12 protein-coding genes are annotated in these 15,205 nt (G+C 73.8%); 3 read left to right on the top strand and 9 right to left on the bottom strand.

What is annotated here, in order from left to right:
* Position 1 precedes the first annotated feature (1 nt).
* A complete protein-coding gene (locus BM223_RS22520) occupies positions 2–3,862 on the bottom strand; it encodes a Pls/PosA family non-ribosomal peptide synthetase (RefSeq protein ID WP_235319176.1) in 3,861 nt (1,286 codons plus the stop codon).
* Between the two features lie 101 nt (positions 3,863–3,963).
* Between BM223_RS22520 and BM223_RS22525 the strand changes: the two genes are divergently transcribed.
* Positions 3,964–5,589, top strand: coding sequence for a long-chain-fatty-acid--CoA ligase (locus tag BM223_RS22525; protein ID WP_052138309.1), 1,626 nt, complete (start codon positions 3,964–3,966; stop codon positions 5,587–5,589).
* A gap of 97 nt (positions 5,590–5,686) precedes the next feature.
* Here BM223_RS22525 and BM223_RS22530 read toward each other — a convergent pair whose 3' ends face one another.
* The 3 genes from BM223_RS22530 to BM223_RS22540 are packed head-to-tail and all read right to left on the bottom strand — an operon-like array spanning position 5,687 to position 8,343.
* Positions 5,687–6,451 carry an ABC transporter ATP-binding protein gene (locus BM223_RS22530; protein WP_052139240.1) on the bottom strand — a complete coding sequence of 255 codons (765 nt, stop codon included), beginning with the start codon at positions 6,449–6,451 and terminating at the stop codon, positions 5,687–5,689.
* 10 nt (positions 6,452–6,461) lie between these two features.
* On the bottom strand, positions 6,462–7,514 hold the full coding sequence (locus tag BM223_RS22535) for a taurine ABC transporter substrate-binding protein (protein WP_038677326.1): 1,053 nt from the start codon (positions 7,512–7,514) through the stop codon (positions 6,462–6,464).
* A 1-nt stretch (position 7,515) separates the two neighbouring features.
* Positions 7,516–8,343 (bottom strand): ABC transporter permease, encoded by an 828-nt coding sequence (locus BM223_RS22540; RefSeq protein ID WP_200887077.1) that lies wholly within the window; start codon positions 8,341–8,343, stop codon positions 7,516–7,518.
* Between the two features lie 139 nt (positions 8,344–8,482).
* Between BM223_RS22540 and BM223_RS22545 the strand changes: the two genes are divergently transcribed.
* Complete coding sequence (locus tag BM223_RS22545) at positions 8,483–9,679, top strand: S1C family serine protease (protein ID WP_038683671.1); 1,197 nt, start codon at positions 8,483–8,485, stop codon at positions 9,677–9,679.
* A 95-nt stretch (positions 9,680–9,774) separates the two neighbouring features.
* Here the strand turns inward: BM223_RS22545 and BM223_RS22550 are convergent, their stop codons facing one another.
* The 5 genes from BM223_RS22550 to BM223_RS22570 are packed head-to-tail and all read right to left on the bottom strand — an operon-like array spanning position 9,775 to position 14,405.
* Complete coding sequence (locus tag BM223_RS22550; RefSeq protein WP_038677325.1) at positions 9,775–9,957, bottom strand: DUF5302 domain-containing protein; 183 nt, start codon at positions 9,955–9,957, stop codon at positions 9,775–9,777.
* A 40-nt stretch (positions 9,958–9,997) separates the two neighbouring features.
* Complete coding sequence (locus BM223_RS22555) at positions 9,998–11,029, bottom strand: GNAT family N-acetyltransferase (RefSeq protein WP_038677324.1); 1,032 nt, start codon at positions 11,027–11,029, stop codon at positions 9,998–10,000.
* Complete coding sequence (locus BM223_RS22560) at positions 11,026–12,726, bottom strand: ABC-F family ATP-binding cassette domain-containing protein (protein WP_038677322.1); 1,701 nt, start codon at positions 12,724–12,726, stop codon at positions 11,026–11,028. The genes BM223_RS22555 and BM223_RS22560 overlap by 4 nt, the downstream gene beginning before the upstream one ends.
* A 58-nt stretch (positions 12,727–12,784) precedes the next feature.
* Positions 12,785–13,843 carry a hypothetical protein gene (locus BM223_RS22565; RefSeq protein WP_038677321.1) on the bottom strand — a complete coding sequence of 353 codons (1,059 nt, stop codon included), beginning with the start codon at positions 13,841–13,843 and terminating at the stop codon, positions 12,785–12,787.
* Positions 13,836–14,405: a SigE family RNA polymerase sigma factor gene (locus tag BM223_RS22570; RefSeq protein WP_235319174.1), complete on the bottom strand. Its 570-nt coding sequence runs from the start codon at positions 14,403–14,405 to the stop codon at positions 13,836–13,838. The genes BM223_RS22565 and BM223_RS22570 overlap by 8 nt, the downstream gene beginning before the upstream one ends.
* A 98-nt stretch (positions 14,406–14,503) precedes the next feature.
* Here BM223_RS22570 and BM223_RS22575 point away from each other — a divergent pair, with 98 nt between their 5' ends.
* Complete coding sequence (locus BM223_RS22575; protein WP_052138307.1) at positions 14,504–15,199, top strand: excalibur calcium-binding domain-containing protein; 696 nt, start codon at positions 14,504–14,506, stop codon at positions 15,197–15,199.
* The last annotated feature ends 6 nt before the right edge of the window (positions 15,200–15,205 follow it).

Here is a 15,205-nt window from a genome sequence, read left to right on the forward strand (position 1 = left end):
GTCAGTCCTCGACCCACGGCCCGATCGGGTTCCCGATCCACCTCGTCTTGTCCGGCACCGTCTCCCCCCTCATCACCAACGACACCGGACCGACCGTAGCGTGCTTGCCCAGCGACGCCGCGGGCAGCACGACCGAGTTGGGTCCGAGGGTGGCGCCCCTGCGGAGCCGGACGGCGTCGGTGGCGAGCAGCCGGTCGTGGAAGAGGTGGGTCTGCACGACGCTGCCCTGGTTGACGGTCGCGCCGTCGCCGAGCTCGACGAGGTCGGGCTCGGGCAGCCAGTAGGACTCGCACCACACGCCGCGCCCGACCGTGGCGCCCATCGCGCGGAACCAGATGTTGATGAGCGGCGAGCCGGTCGCGAGGCCGGCGAACCACGGCGTCGCGACGACCTCGACGAAGGTGTCGGCGAGCTCGTTGCGCCAGACGAACGAGCTCCACAGGGGGTGCGCGCCGGCGCGGACCCGGCCGACCAGCAGCCACTTCGCGGCGATCGCGACGACGGCGGCCACCAGGCCCGTCCCCCACAGCAGCAGCGGTACGACGAGCACGCCGGCCGTCGCGCCGTGATCGGCCCACACGGCGAGGCTGCCGAGCACGACCAGCCCGTGGAGGGCGACGGCGAGCGCGACCGGGACGAACCGGGCGAGCTCCCAGCAGGCGCGGGCGACCTTGAGCCGGGTCGGTGGCGCATAGGTCCGCTCGTCGGCCGAGCCCTGCGCGGCCCGGCGCAGCGGGGCCGGCGGGCTGCCCAGCCAGGACTCCCCTGCCTTGACCGTGCCGCGCGCCGGCGCGGCGGAGAGGACCGCGACCAGCGAGCGCTTGGGCACCTTGCGGCCCGGCGCGGCCATCGCGGAGTTGCCGACGAAGGCGCGCTTGCCGACCTTGACCCGCTCCGCGCGCAGCCAGCCACCACCGAGCTCGTAGCCGCCGATCAGCGTGTCGTCGGCCAGGAAGGCCTGGTCGCTCACCGTCGTCAGCGACGGGATCATCAGCACCGTCGAGGCCTCGACGTCCTTGCCGATCCGGGCGCCGAGCAGCCGCAGCCAGACCGGCGTGAGCTGCGAGCTGTAGAGCGGGAAGAGCCAGGTCCGGGCCTCGTCGAGGACCCGGATCGTGCCCCACACGCACAGCGCCGAGCCGCTCTGCAGGGGGTGCGCACCGGGCTTGATCCCGCGCGCCAGCAGCCGGACGACGAGCAGCACCAGCAGCGCCAGCACGACGCAGCCGGCGACCACGCCGGGCACCAGCCACGGCAGCAGCGCCCGGACGGCGTCGCCGGCCGACGAGGTCGCCCCGAGGTCGGCCAGCAGCAGCACCGGGACGACGACCGCCAGGATCGCGAGGAGCGGCAGCAGCGCGAGCCCCGCCGCCGTGGCGGCGTACGACACGGCCCACAGGCGAAGCGAGCCGCGCGAGGCCGGCGGGCGCTCGGCCCACGGACCGCGCGCGGCCGAGCTGGCCCGGGTCGCGGGCGCGCCCGACCAGAACTCGCCGGCGGGCACCTGCCCGAACACCGCGGAGCCGGGCGCCACCTCGGCGTCGTCCCCGACGACGGCGCCGGGGCAGAGCATCGAGCGGGTGCCGACGCGCGCCCGCCGGCCGACCCGGATCCCGCCGACGTGGAGCGTGTCGCCGTCGATCCAGTAGCCGGTGAGGTCGACCTCGGGCTCGATCGAGGCGCCCTTGCCGACGGTCAGGTGACCGGTGATCGGCGGCAGCGAGTGGAGGTCGGCGCCGCGGGCCACCTTGGCGCCGAGCAGCCGCGCGTACCAGGTGATGTACGGCGCCCCGGCCAGCCTGGTGGCGCCCAGCTCGTCGGCGAGCCGGTCGGCCGCCCAGATCCGCAGGTGCACCTTGCCGCCGCGCGGGTAGGCGCCCGGCTCGACGCCGGCGAGCACCGCCTGGGCGAGCTTGGCCGCGACCAGCATCCGCCCCGGCGGGCTGACGAAGACGGCGAGCAGCAGCACGAGCACCCACCACGGCGCGGCCGGCAGCCAGGACACGTCGAGCAGGTCGTGCGCCAGCCGGGCCGCGGTGAGCGTCCCGGCGACCCAGCGGGGCGCGGCGAGCGCCCGCAGCACCGGGACGGCGAGCACCTGCGCGAGCTGGGTCTTGGGCGGGATCGGCTTCACCTTGCGGCTCTGCTCGGCCAGCGCCGACGGCTCGAGGGAGTCGAGGAAGCGCGCGAGAGCGTCGACCGTGGGGTTCTCGTAGAGGTCCGCGACGGTGAGCTCGGCGTGCTCGGCACGCAGCAGCGTGACCACCTGGGCGGCGGTGAGGCTGCCGCCGCCGAGGTCGAAGAAGTCGGCGCCCGGGCCGTCAGGTGCGGCCCCGATGACCTTCTGCCAGACCTCGGCGATGCGCGCGGACGTGCCGTGCAGGCCGGCGTCGGCGGGGTCGGCGGTCGGCAGCGGCCAGGGCAGCGCGTCGCGGTCGACCTTGCCGGACGTGCGGGTCGGGATGTCGTCGACGACCGCGAGCCGGGGGACGAGCGCCGCCGGCATCGTGGCCCGCAGGTGCGCGGTCGCCGCCGCGCCGTCGTACGAGGGGGTGGTGGCGAGGTAGCCGACGAGCAGCTGGTTGCCGGTGCTGGTGCGGCGCACGGCCGCCGCGGCGGCCGAGACGCCGGGCAGGGCCAGCAGCGCGGAGTCGATCTCGCCGAGCTCGATCCGGCGCCCGCCGACCTTGACCTGGTCGTCGGCGCGGCCGGCGAAGAGCAGGCCGGCCGGGTCGTTCACGACGATGTCGCCGCTGCGGTAGGCGCGCTCCCACCCGAGCGTCGGCATGGGGGCGTACTTCTCGGCGTCCTTGGCCGGGTCGAGGTAGCGGGCCAGCCCGACGCCGCCGATGATCAGCTCACCGCGTTCGCCCTCGGCGACCGGCTCGCCGCTCGCGGGGTCGACCACCACCAGGTCCCAGCCGGCCAGGGGCAGGCCGATCCGGACCGGGCCGTCGGCATCGACGAGCGCTCCGCAGGCGACGACGGTCGCCTCGGTGGGGCCGTAGGTGTTCCAGACCTCCCGGCCCTCGCGCACCAGGCGGGCGGCCAGCTCGGGCGGCAGCGCCTCGCCACCGAGGATGAGCAGCCGGACCTTCTCCAGCGCGTCGTCCGGCCAGAGGCTGACCAGGGTGGGCACGGTGGAGACCACGGAGATGTCGTTGGCGGTGAGCCAGGGGCCGACGTCGACCCCGCTGCGCACGAGTGCGCGCGGGGCAGGAACCAGGCAGGCGCCGTAGCGCCAGGCGAGCCACATCTCCTCACAGCTCGCGTCGAAGGCGACGCTCAGGCCCGCCATCACCCGGTCGTGCGGGCCGATCGGCGCGTCCTGGAGGAACATCCCGGCCTCGGCGTCGACGAACGCCGCCGCACTGCGGTGGGTCACCGCCACGCCCTTCGGCGTGCCGGTCGAGCCGGAGGTGAAGATGACCCAGGCGTCGTCGTCGACGCCGGGGTCGCGCCGGCTGCGGGCCGCCGCCTCGCGGCGCGGCTCGATGACCAGGCCGGTGCCGATGATCGCGGCCACCCGGGCCTCCCCGAACACCAGCCGCGCCCGCTCCTCCGGGTCGTCGGCGTCGACCGGGACGTAGGCCGCGCCGGCGAACAGGATCCCCATGATGGCCACGTAGAGGTCGGTCGTGCCCGACGGCAGCCGGACGCCGACCTTGTCGCCGGGCCCGATCCCGAGGTCGGCGAGGTCGACGGCCACCGCCTCGGCGGCCTCGGCGAACTCGGCGTACGTGACCGTGTCGTTGCCACTGTCGAGCGCCATCGCGTCCGGGTGGTCGGCGGCCGTGCGCCGCAGGACCTCGACCAGCGTGCGCGGCGCGGGTGCCTCGTCGCCGCGGAGCAGGGGGTTCACCTCTCGATCCTCGTCGATCGAGGTGAACGGGACGTGACCGGTTCGCAGGCACTCCGTTGTGCGGCTTTGTGATGTGGGCCACAATCGGCGAGGTGAGTGCGATGACGGAGCCCGAGAACCCCGCCCCTGCCACCCGCGCCTGGCCCCCTGCCACGCCGCCGGAGCCGACGTACGTCGACGACCGGCTCAACTACTGGGCCGAGGCGACCCCCGACGCCGAGGCGATGACCTACCTCGGCCGGACCTGGACCTGGAAGGAGTGGCACGACCGCGTCCACCGCGCGGCCGGTGGCCTGCGCGACCTCGGCGTCGCGCGCGGCGACGTCGTGTCCTTCCTCGACAAGAACCACCCGGCCTGCGTCGAGATCAGTCTCGCCGCCGGCTCGATCGGCGCCGCCAACGCGATCATCAACTGGCGCTCGGCCGGCGACGAGATCGACTACGCCGTCAACGACTCCGGCGCCAAGGTGCTCTTCGTCGGTCGCGAGCTGATGCCGACCATCACCGCGATCCGCGACCGGCTGCCGAACGTCGAGAAGATCATCGAGGTCACCCCCGACGGGGGCGAGGACGACGAGTACGAGCAGTTCCTCGCCGCGTCCACCGCCTGCGCCGACGGCCCCGACGTGCTCGAGGACGACGTCTGCCTGGTGATGTACTCCTCCGGCACGACCGGGCGGCCCAAGGGGGTGATGCTCACCCACCGCAACATGGTCCAGCACACGATCAACGCCCATGACGGCTGGGGATTCGAGCCCGGCGACAAGTCCATGGTGGCCATGCCGCTCTTCCACGTGGGCGGGTCGTCGTACGTGCTGTTCGGGATCCACGACGGCATCCCCAGCGTGATGACCCGCGAGCCCGACGCCGCCTCGCTCGCCGGCGCGATCCTGGCCGGCGCCAACCGGACCTTCCTGGTGCCCGCCGTCCTCGCGCAGGTGCTGCAGGCCGGGCCGGACGCCGTCCAGCTGTTCGGGCTGCTCAAGACCTACACCTACGGCGCGGCCCCGATGCCGCCGCCGCTGCTGCGCGCGGCGATGAAGGCGTGGCCCGACACCGACTTCATCCAGGTCTACGGCCTCACCGAGGTGGCCGGCGTCGCCACCCACCTGATGCCCGAGGACCACCGCACCGCCGAGGCCGACGGTCACCCCGAGCGCCTCGTCTCGGCCGGCAAGCCCGTCCCCGGCTGCGAGGTCCGCATCGTCGACCCGGCCACCCTCAGCGACGTCGGCACGGGCGAGCACGGCGAGATCTGGCTCAAGACGCCGCAGCTGATGAAGGGCTTCCTCAACAAGCCCGAGGCCACCGCCGAGGTGATCACCGACGACGGCTGGTTCCGCACCGGCGACATGGGCCACGTCGACGACGACGGCTTCGTCTTCGTCTCCGACCGGCTCAAGGACATGATCATCACCGGCGGCGAGAACGTCTACTCCCCCGAGGTCGAGCGCGTGCTCTCCGAGCACCCGGCCGTCCTCGAGGTCGCCGTGATCGGCGTCCCGGACGAGCGCTGGGGCGAGTCGGTCAAGGGCGTCGTCGCGCTCAAGGAGGGCTCCGACGCCAGCGAGGTCGAGCTCATCGAGTGGACCCGCGAGCGCCTCGCCCACTTCAAGGCCCCCAAGAGCGTCGACATCATCCCCGCCCTCCCCCGCAACCCCACCGGCAAGATCCTCAAGCGCGAGCTCCGCAAGCCCTACTGGGACTCCCAGGAGCGCCAGGTCTGACCCACGAAGTACGCCGGTTGCGGGTCCGAGATGCGAGCATCACTCGTATCTCGGACCCGCAACCTCCCCACTTCGCGCCCGCAACCCACCCACTTCGTCAGTGCGCGATCGCCGCCCGGACGCGGGCGGCGGTCGCGCCGAACTTGGGGAGAGCGCGGATCTCGTCCGGGGCGAGGTCCGGGTCGGCGGAGAACGGGACGAGCTCGTCGAGCACGATCCGGCCCGGGCGGGGGCTCATCACGAGCACCCGGGAGCCGAGGAAGACCGCCTCGTCGACGCTGTGCGTGATGAACAGGATGGTCTTGCCGGTGGCGCGCCACAGCGACAGCAGCTCGCCCTGCAGGCGTTCGCGGGTGAGCGCGTCGAGGGCGCCGTAGGGCTCGTCCATGAGGATCACCTCGGGGTCGCCGGCGAGCACCCGGGCGATCTGGGCACGCTGCTGCATGCCGCCCGACAGCTCGTAGGGACGGCGGTCCGCGGCGTCGCTGAGCCCTACCAGGTCGAGGTACCGGTCCGCGATCGCGAGCCGCTCGGCCCGGCCGACGCCGCGCAGCCGCGGCCCGAGCGCCACGTTGCGGCGGACGTCGAGCCAGGGGTAGAGGTTCGGCTGCTGGAAGACGACGCCCCGCTCCACCCCGGGCCCGGTGACCGGCACCCCGCCCACCGAGATCGACCCCGTCGACGGCGACGCGAAGCCGGCGATCATCCGCAGCAGCGTGGTCTTCCCGCACCCCGACGGCCCGGCGAGGGTGACGAGCTCGCCGGGCGCGATGTCGAGGTCGATCCGGCCCAGCGCCGCGACGGCGCCGCCGCGGGCCGGGAAGGCGTGCTCCAGACCGGCGACGGCGATGCCCTTGCTCATCGGCGCCCGCTCATCGGCCCGCGGCCGCCGCACCGGACGGGTCGACGCCGGCGGCGTACACGTCGGGCGCGGCGACGGCGTCGATGCCGTCCTGGGTGAGCAGGAACTGCGCCGTGGCGTGGAGGTCCTGGCCGAGCTTCTCACCGAGCCACTCCGCCTTGGCCTGGTCGACCGCGCGGAGGTAGGTCAGCCCGGCGAACTGCGCCTTCGCCTCGTCGGGCGTCACGCCGACCTCGACCGCCACGCTCTCCGCGGCCTTGTCGGGGTCGGTGAGGATCTGCTCGATGGCGTAGTCCTGCGCCTTCGCCCACACCTCGAGCACCTTCGGGTTCTCCTCGATGAACGACGTGCTCGCCAGCCCGAGGTCGTACGTCGGCTTCCCGGCCGCCGCGGTGTCCGCGCTGGACAGGATGACGGTGCCGCCGTCCTTCTTCAGCTGGGACAGGGTCGGGTCCCAGATCCAGGCGGCGTCGATGTCGCCCTTGGCCCAGGCCGGCGCGATCTGCTCGGGCTCGCTGTTGACGAGCTTGTAGTCGGACGGGTCCTCGCCGGCGTCGGCGATCGCCTGGAGCAGCGAGTAGTGCGCCGTCGACCCGTACGGCGTCGCGATCGTCTTGCCGACGAGCCCCTTGATGTCGGTGATCTTCGGGTCCCGGACGACGAGCGACTCGGCCTCACCGATGACGTCGTGGATCCAGACCACCTTCACCGGCAGGTTCAGCGGCGCCGAGAGCGCCTTCGTGGACGGCGACGAGCCGGCCAGGCCGAGGTCGAGGCTGCCCCCGCCGAACGCCTGGATGACGTCGCCGCCGGAGGCGAAGTTGCTCCACTCGATGGTGGCCTCGGGCAGGCAGGACTCCAGGATCCGCTGGTCCTTCACGACGACGTCGCCGTTGGGGATCTTCTGGTAGCCGATCCGCACCTTGCCGGTGACGGAGCTGTCGGCCTTCCAGGGGCAGTCGCTCGCGGACGCCTCCTTGTCCTCCCCCAGGCTGCAGGCCGACAGGGGCAGGACGAGCGCGGCGACGAGACCGGCGGCGGCGGTCCAACGGGTGCGGTTCATTTCAGGCCTTTCCTCGCCAGGGCACGACGAGCTTCTCGATGGAGCGGATGACGGCGTCAAGGGCGATCGCGGTGAGGCCGATGACGAGGATGCAGGCGACCGACAGCGCGATCTTGTTCTGCGTTCCCGAGAGATAGGCCAGGCCCCCGATGCCCGGCAGTCCGTTGACGAGCTCCGCCGCGACGACCGTCGTCCAGGCGAAGCCGACGGCGACCCGCAGGCCCGACAGGATGTCGGGCAGGGTCGCCGGGAGGATCACGTGCCGCGTGGTCTGCAGGCGCGAGGCCCCCAGGCTCCGTACGGCGTTGAGCTGGTCGAGGCGCACGCCTCGCACGCCGTTGACGGTGGCGAGCGTGATCGGCGGGAACGCGGCGAGGAACAGCAGCCACACCTTCAACGTGTCGTAGATGCCGAACCACGCCACCAGAAAGCCGATGTAGGCCAGCGGCGGCAGCGAGCGCAGGAAGTCGACGTACGGGCCGACGAGGTCGCCGATCCAGCGCACGCTGCCCATGAGCAGGCCGAGCGGGACGCCGACGACCACACCGAGCGCGAGCCCGAGGCCGATCCGGCGCAGGCTGACGAGCAGGTGCTCCCAGAGGAAGTAGTTCTCCTCGCCCCGCACGACCCGGTCGATCCCGCCCCCGACCGCGTGGTGGCTGTTGGCCCGCACGAACGCGTGCCACACCTCCAGCGGGCTGGGCGTCAGGTAGTGCGGCTGGACCAGGTCGGCCGCCGCGACCACCGACCAGACGACCAGCAGCACGACCAGGCTGAGGGCGAGGCCGGCCCAGCGGCGGGGCGCGGAGACGGAGGAGCGGGTGGGCACGCGCCGTAATCTATAGCGAGTTGGTCAACTTTGTGCATTTGGGTCTGGTGCGCGAGACGCCGACGCCCTGTGCAGGCTCAGAGGAAGTCCTCACCTCGGTCTCAGCGGGATCACAGGGAGCCTGCGCACCATGGAGGACATGACCCAGGTCCCGCCTCCCCCGCCGTTCCCGCCGCCCTCCCCCTTCGAAGGAGTGCCGGCTTCCCCGGGCCGGCGTCCCCGGCGGACCGGCTTCGCGGTCGCCGTGCTGAGCGGCGCACTGCTGGTGGTAGGCGGGGCCGGGGTCGCCGGCGCCGCGCTCTACGACAACGCCAACGGCGACGGGAGCCCGACGAGCAGCAGCTCACCGCTCCCCGTCGTCGACAACGGCAACCCGCCGGCGGCGTCCGGCAGCGTCGAGTCCGTCGCGTCGGCCGTGCTGCCGTCGGTCGTCGAGCTCAACGTGAGCGGCGGCGGCTCCGGCGGCAGCGGCTCGGGCGTGATCCTCGACGCCAGCGGCCTGATCCTCACCAACGACCACGTCGTCACGCTGGGTGGCCAGATCAAGGCCGACCAGGCCGAGGTCACCGTCTCGTTCAACGACGGCAAGAAGGCCCGCGCCACCGTGGTCGGCACCGACCCGCTCACCGACACCGCGCTGGTGAAGGTCGAGGGCGTCGACGGCCTCAAGCCGATCACCATCGGCAAGTCCAGCAACCTCGACGTCGGCGAGCAGGTGGTCGCGGTGGGGTCGCCGTTCGGCCTCGCCGCCACCGTCACCAGCGGCATCGTGAGCGCGCTCGACCGCCCCGTCGAGGTGGCCCGGGACCAGAACGGCAATGCGACGGCGTACCCCGCCATCCAGACCGATGCGGCGATCAACCCCGGCAACAGCGGCGGTCCGCTCGTCAACATGGACGGCCAGCTCGTCGGCATCAACGCCTCGATCCGCTCGACGGGCTCGGCCCAGGGCGGTGCGGAGTCCGGCTCGATCGGGCTCGGCTTCGCGATCCCGATCGACGAGGTGCTGCCGATCATCGACCAGCTCCGGGCCGGCGAGACGCCGACCCACGCCCGGCTGGGCATCCAGGTCCAGGACGCCGCCGGTCAGGCCGGGTCGAGCGACACCACGCTGACCGGCGCCCGGATCCAGAGCATCGAGAGCGGCTCCGCGGCCGGCAAGGCCGGGCTCGAGAACGGCGACATCATCACCGGGATCGACGACCACCAGATCGACACGACCGAGGGCCTGATCGCGACCGTCCGCTCGTACCGCCCCGGCGACACGGTCAAGGTGACCTACCAGCGCGACGGCAAGCAGGCCACCACCGACCTCGAGCTCGGCTCGGACGGCTGATCCGGGCTCGGGGTCGGGGCCGGACCCCACCAGACGGGCCGGTGGAGCGCGGCCGACCTGCGGGGCGTGTCGGGGGGCACGCCCGCAGGAGCCTCTTAGGAGCCGCCTCCGCCGGCCTTCCGCCGGTGCATCCGCGGTCCGCCGCCGGCCACCTCGGAGCCGTGGGCCTTCTCCTTGACCGGGCCCTCCTCGTGGACGCCCTTCTCCTTGTTGTTCTTGCGGTCCAGGGCCTCGCGCATCTTGGCCTTCAGGTCATCGTTCGCGTTGCTGGCAGCCATGGGTCCACCGTCGCACCCGGGACCCGTCCGGGCCAAGGGGTTATCCGGCGCGGCGTTGCAGCTCTGCCGAACGGGCCCGCGGGACGAAGCCCAGCTGCTCGTTGATGCCGATCATCGGCCCGTTCTCCTCGGCGTTCCAGGTGACCACCCGGCGGCCCGCGACGTCGGCGTCGCGCTGCAGGCCCAGCAGGTTGGCCACCTTGAGCGCGGCGCCGAGCCGGTGCCCGCGGTGGTCGCGGCGCACGAGCGTGCCCCACTGGTGCACCCAGTCCGTGTCGTACGACGGCAGGACGAGCTCGCTGTAGGCCACCACCTCGCCGTCGCCGGTGAGCGCCACGGCGTGCCAGGACGTGCGCCGCTGGCGGGCGTGGATCGCCTCGCGCTGGCGGAAGGCGGCGACGTCGGCGGACTCGGCCTCGCGCTCCACCTCACCGGTCGGCGCCTCCGTGGTCAGCGTGCTCGACACCGCGAGCCAGCCTGCGACGAGCGCGTCGGGCACCGGACCGCACCACGCCTCGATCCGGTACGCCGCGTGGTGCGGCGCCGCGGCCGCGGCGAGCGCGGCGAGCCGCTCCTCGGCGACCGGCAGGTCGAGCTCGCGCTGCACCTCGCCGATCCCGAAGCGGTACCCGCGCCGCGCGGCGAACGCGATGCCCGGCGTGCGGGCGCCGTCAGCAGGGCCGCCGTAGGGCCACTGGGCGCGGGCGTCGAGGCGGCTCCGGCCGTCGTGCGCGGCGATCTCCTCGAGCCGGTCGAGCACCTGGCCGCCGTACCCCAGCCGGCGGTGCGCGGGCAGCACGTGCACGTCGACCTGGGCGCCGTCGAGGTTGTCGAGGAGCCGCAGCGCGAGCCAGCCCGCGGCGACCGGCTCGCCGTCGACCAGCCCGAGGTGGAAGCCGTCGCGGCGCAGGCCGTCCGGCTCCTGCGCCACGACCGCGAGCTCCTCGGCCAGCCACGGTGTCGCGTGCCGGCCGATCTCGTGACGCAGGGACGCGGCGACCACGTCGGCCCAGGCCCGCAGGCCGGCGTCGTCGCCGGGCCGGACCTCGACGATCTCGAGGGCCGCGCTCACCGGGTCCGCTCCACCCGTCCCTCGTCCCAGACCGGGCCGTCGGACTCGTAGACCGTCCCGTCGGAGCCGAACACGCAGAACCTGTCGAAGCCGCGCGCGAACCAGCGGTCGTGGGTGACCGCGACGACCGTCCCGTCGAAGGCCTCGAGCCCCTCCTCCAGCGCCTCGGCGGACTGCACGTCGAGGTTGTCGGTCGGCTCGTCGAGCAGCAGCAGGGTGGCGCCGGACAGCTCGAGCAGCAGGATCTGGAAGCGCGCCTGCTGGCCGCCCGAGAGCGACTCGAACGGCTGCTCGGCGCTGTCGGCGAGCTCGTAGCGGTCGAGCACCCGGCTCGCCTGCTCGCGGCCCATCCCCTGCCGGCCCTGCGGCGTCCCGTCGCCGCGGTGCAGGATCTCGAGCAGCGTGCGCCCGGTCAGCTCGGGGTGCTCGTGCGTCTGGACGAACCAGCCCGGCCGCACCCGTGCGCCCAGCCGGGCCCGCCCGGTGTGCGCGACCGGCGCGATCGGCACGTCGCCGACCGGCCGGTGCTCGACGTCCGGATCGGAGCCGCCCGCCGCCAGCAGGCGCAGGAAGTGCGACTTGCCCGACCCGTTGGAGCCCAGCACGGCGACCCGGTCGCCGTACCAGACCTCGAGGTCGAAGGGCTTCATCAAGCCGGTCAGCTCGAGGTCCTCGCAGACCACCGCCCGCTTGCCGGTCCGGGCGCCGGACAGCCGCATCGTCACCTGCTGCTCGCGCGGCTGCTCGGTCGGCGGCCCGGCCTCCTCGAACTTGCGCAGCCGGGTCTGCGCGGCGCGGTACTGCGACGACATGCCGTCGTTGTACTCGGCCTTGATCTTGAGCCGCAGCACGAGCGCCTTGATCTTGGCGTGCTCCTCGTCCCAGCGCCGGCGCAGCTCGGCGAACCGGGCGAACCGGTCCTTGCGCGCCTCGTGGTACGACGCGAAGCCACCCGGGTGGGTCCACGCGCTGTTGCCCGTGCCCCCGGCCCCGAGCTCGACGGTGACCACGTGCGTGGCCGCATTGGCCAGCAGCTCGCGGTCGTGGCTGATGAACAGGATCGTCTTGTCCGAGGCCGCGATCCGCTGCTCCAGCCAGATCTTGCCGGGCACGTCGAGGAAGTTGTCCGGCTCGTCGAGCAGCAGCACCTCCTCGGGCCCCGCCAGCAGGTACTCCAGCACCAGCCGCTTCTGCTCGCCACCGCTCAGCGTGCGCAGCTCGCGGTACTTCGCCCGGTCGTAGGGCACCGCCAGCGCCTTGACGGTGCACACGTCCCAGACCACCTCGACGTCGTACCCGCCGGCGTCGGCGTACTCGGCCAGCGCGTGCGCGTAGGCCAGCTGGGTCGCCTCGTCGTCGGTGTCCATCAGCGCCAGCTCGAAGCGATCCACCTCGGCGGCCGCCCTCTGCACGCGCTCGGGCGCGAGACCGAGCAGCAGGTCCGCGACGGTCGGCTCCTCCCCCAGCCCACGGTCGACCATCTGCCGCATCACGCCCAGCCCACCGGAGCGCGTCACCGCGCCGGCGTGCGGCTGGAGGTCGCCGGTGATGATCCGGAACAGGGTGGTCTTGCCCGCGCCGTTGGCTCCGACGAGCGCGACCTTGGCCCCCTCGCCCACCCGGAACGACACGTCGTCCAGGAGCACCCGCCCGTCGGGCAGCTCGTACCGGACGCCGGAGACCTCTACATGACCCACGAGGGTCGATTGTCCGGGGTCGGCGGTTGGTTCGCGAACGAGTTTCGGGCGGCGGTCGTCACCGGACCTGGTCGAGCAGCGCGGCAACGGCATCGCGGTCGTCGCGCACGACGAGGACGGCGTGCCGCCCCTGCCGGACGAAACCGGACCACCGGGACCGGCCGCCGGCCTCCGCGCGGGACACCTCGCCCTCGGCCGTGGCCGGCTGGAAGGTGGCGTCGTCGAGGAACCAGACCCCCTCGCTGTCGGCGCTCGGCCCCACGCACTCCGGGCCGGGCGTGACCTGGACGTAGGCGCCGCAGTCCTTGCGCGACCAGGCGCCCGGGACGGTGAGCCGGACGCCGTCGTAGGTGACGACCTGCTCGTCGCCCCCGCACGGCGCACCCCCGGTGGCGGACGGGTCGGCCCGGACCGTCGCCCGCACCAGCGCCGTCACCGCGGGCGTCGGCGCCCGGACCGTCACCGCGAGACCGTCGACCGCCGTCCCTCCGGGGCAGACGGTGACGGCGGCGCCCCGCGGCTGCTCCCAGCGCAGGCCCCGGCCAGCGGTGTCCTCCCACGCGCTGCCGTCGACGACGGGGTCGCCGTCCCGGCGGGCGGTGGCGAGCACCCGGCGGACCAGGTCACGGTCGGCACCGGTGACGTGAAGCGCCCGGTCACCGGCCGGCACGTAGCCCGTCCAGGCGGTGCCGACGTCGGAGCGGACCAGGACGCCGGGTCCCACCGTCAGGGTGACGGCATCCGTCCCGAGGAAGGTCGCCAGGCTCGGCCCCGCGCACGGCTCGTCGCCGGGCGGCGCCCACCGGCTCGTTCCGCCCTCGCACCGGACCTCGCGCCAGTCGGCCGGCACCTCGGCCCGCGCGTCGCCCTGCGCGATCGTCTGCCAGCCGCCGGTCGGCCGGGGGTCGTGAGCGACGGGTCCGGCGCCGGGTCGGCTGCCCCACAGCACGGCCGACCCGGCGACGACCAGCAGGACGACCGCGACGAGCACCCGCCGCTGCCGCCGGACCCGCCCCCGGCGGCGCGCACCGTCGGCCAGCGCGCCGGCGGCCGGGGTCGGCGCCTGGCGTGCGACCGCCGCCAGGATCGTGCTCACCCGCTCCTCGGCATCACGCATCCTGCTCACCTCGCTCACCTCGCCCGTCGTGGTCCACGAAGTGGGTCCGCAGCGCGGCGAGTCCCCGGGAGACCCGGGAGCGGACCGTTCCCTCGCGCACCCCGGTCAGCGCAGCGATCTCGGCGTAGTCGAGCTGCTCGTAGTAGCGCAGCACCACCGCGGTGCGCTGCGCCTCGGGGAGCGCCTGGCACGCGGACCAGACGGCGCGGCGCTCGTCGTGCTCCGGTCCGTCGCCCTCGCCCGGACCGGGCACGGTCTCACCTGTCGCGACGAACGCGCTCGGGGACTCACGCCGCCGGAACCGGCGCCACCAGGACGTGTGCGCGTTGACCACCATCCGGCGGACGTAGGCGTCCAGGTCGTCGGCCTGCACGATGCGGTCCCAGCGCGGCAGGGCCCGCGAGAGCGCGTCCTGGACGGCGTCCTCGGCGTCCGCGGCATTGCCGGTCAGGACGTACGCCAGGCGCAGCAGCGCCGGTCCGCGTGCGGCCACCCAGGCGTCGAACGCGGGCGGGCTCGCCGTCTCCGCGTCCTCGCCGTCGTCCGTGATCACTGCCTCCACGCCCTTCCGACGCCGCACCGGCCGTTTCCGTTGCGAGCGACCGGGAGCAGTCTGCCTGTTCGGCCGCGCGATCCGGCAAATCCGGTTAACCTGCGGCGATGATCCCCCGACTCTCCGCCTGGCTCGCCCTGATCCTGGCCGCCGGCTCATTGGCCCTCGTCACCACCGCCACCGCACCCGCCCACGCGAGCGCACCGGCGCACGCCCGCGCCGACCGGGACTGCTCGGACTTCCCCAACCAGGCCGCCGCGCAGGCGTTCTACATCGCCAACGGCGGCCCCGCCTCCGACCCGCACCGCCTCGACGCCGAGGGCGACGGCGTCGCGTGCGAGACGCTTCCCTGCCCGTGCTCGACGAGCACCGGCGGCGGGGGCGGGGGCGGGCACCAGCCGCCGGCGGCGCCGGCCAAGACCCGCGTGGTCAAGGTGCTCAGCGGCGAGCTGGTGCGTGTCCGCAAGGGCAAGCAGCGCCCGTACGTCGTCCACCTGATGGGTGTGAAGGTCCCGCGCGACGCGTGCCGGTCACGCGCCGCCAAGCGCGACCTCCGCTCGTGGGTCGAGCCGGGCATGGTGGTGCGCGTGGTCGACGGGCGGAAGTCCCGCAAGCGCGACAAGCAGGGCCACCTCTACCGCTACCTCGTGCGCGTCAAGGGCGGCTACGACGTCGGCGGCTCGCAGATCGCCACCGGCTTCGGCCAGGTCGACCGCAAGCTGCGGTTCGCGAAGAAGCAGCGCTACCTGCGCGCGGAGTCGCGGGCGCGGGCCGAGAGCCGCGGGTACCACGGCACCTGCTGAGGACTC

It is taken from the genome of Pimelobacter simplex, from assembly GCF_900114845.1.
Taxonomy (GTDB): Bacteria; Actinomycetota; Actinomycetes; order Propionibacteriales; family Nocardioidaceae; genus Nocardioides; species Nocardioides simplex.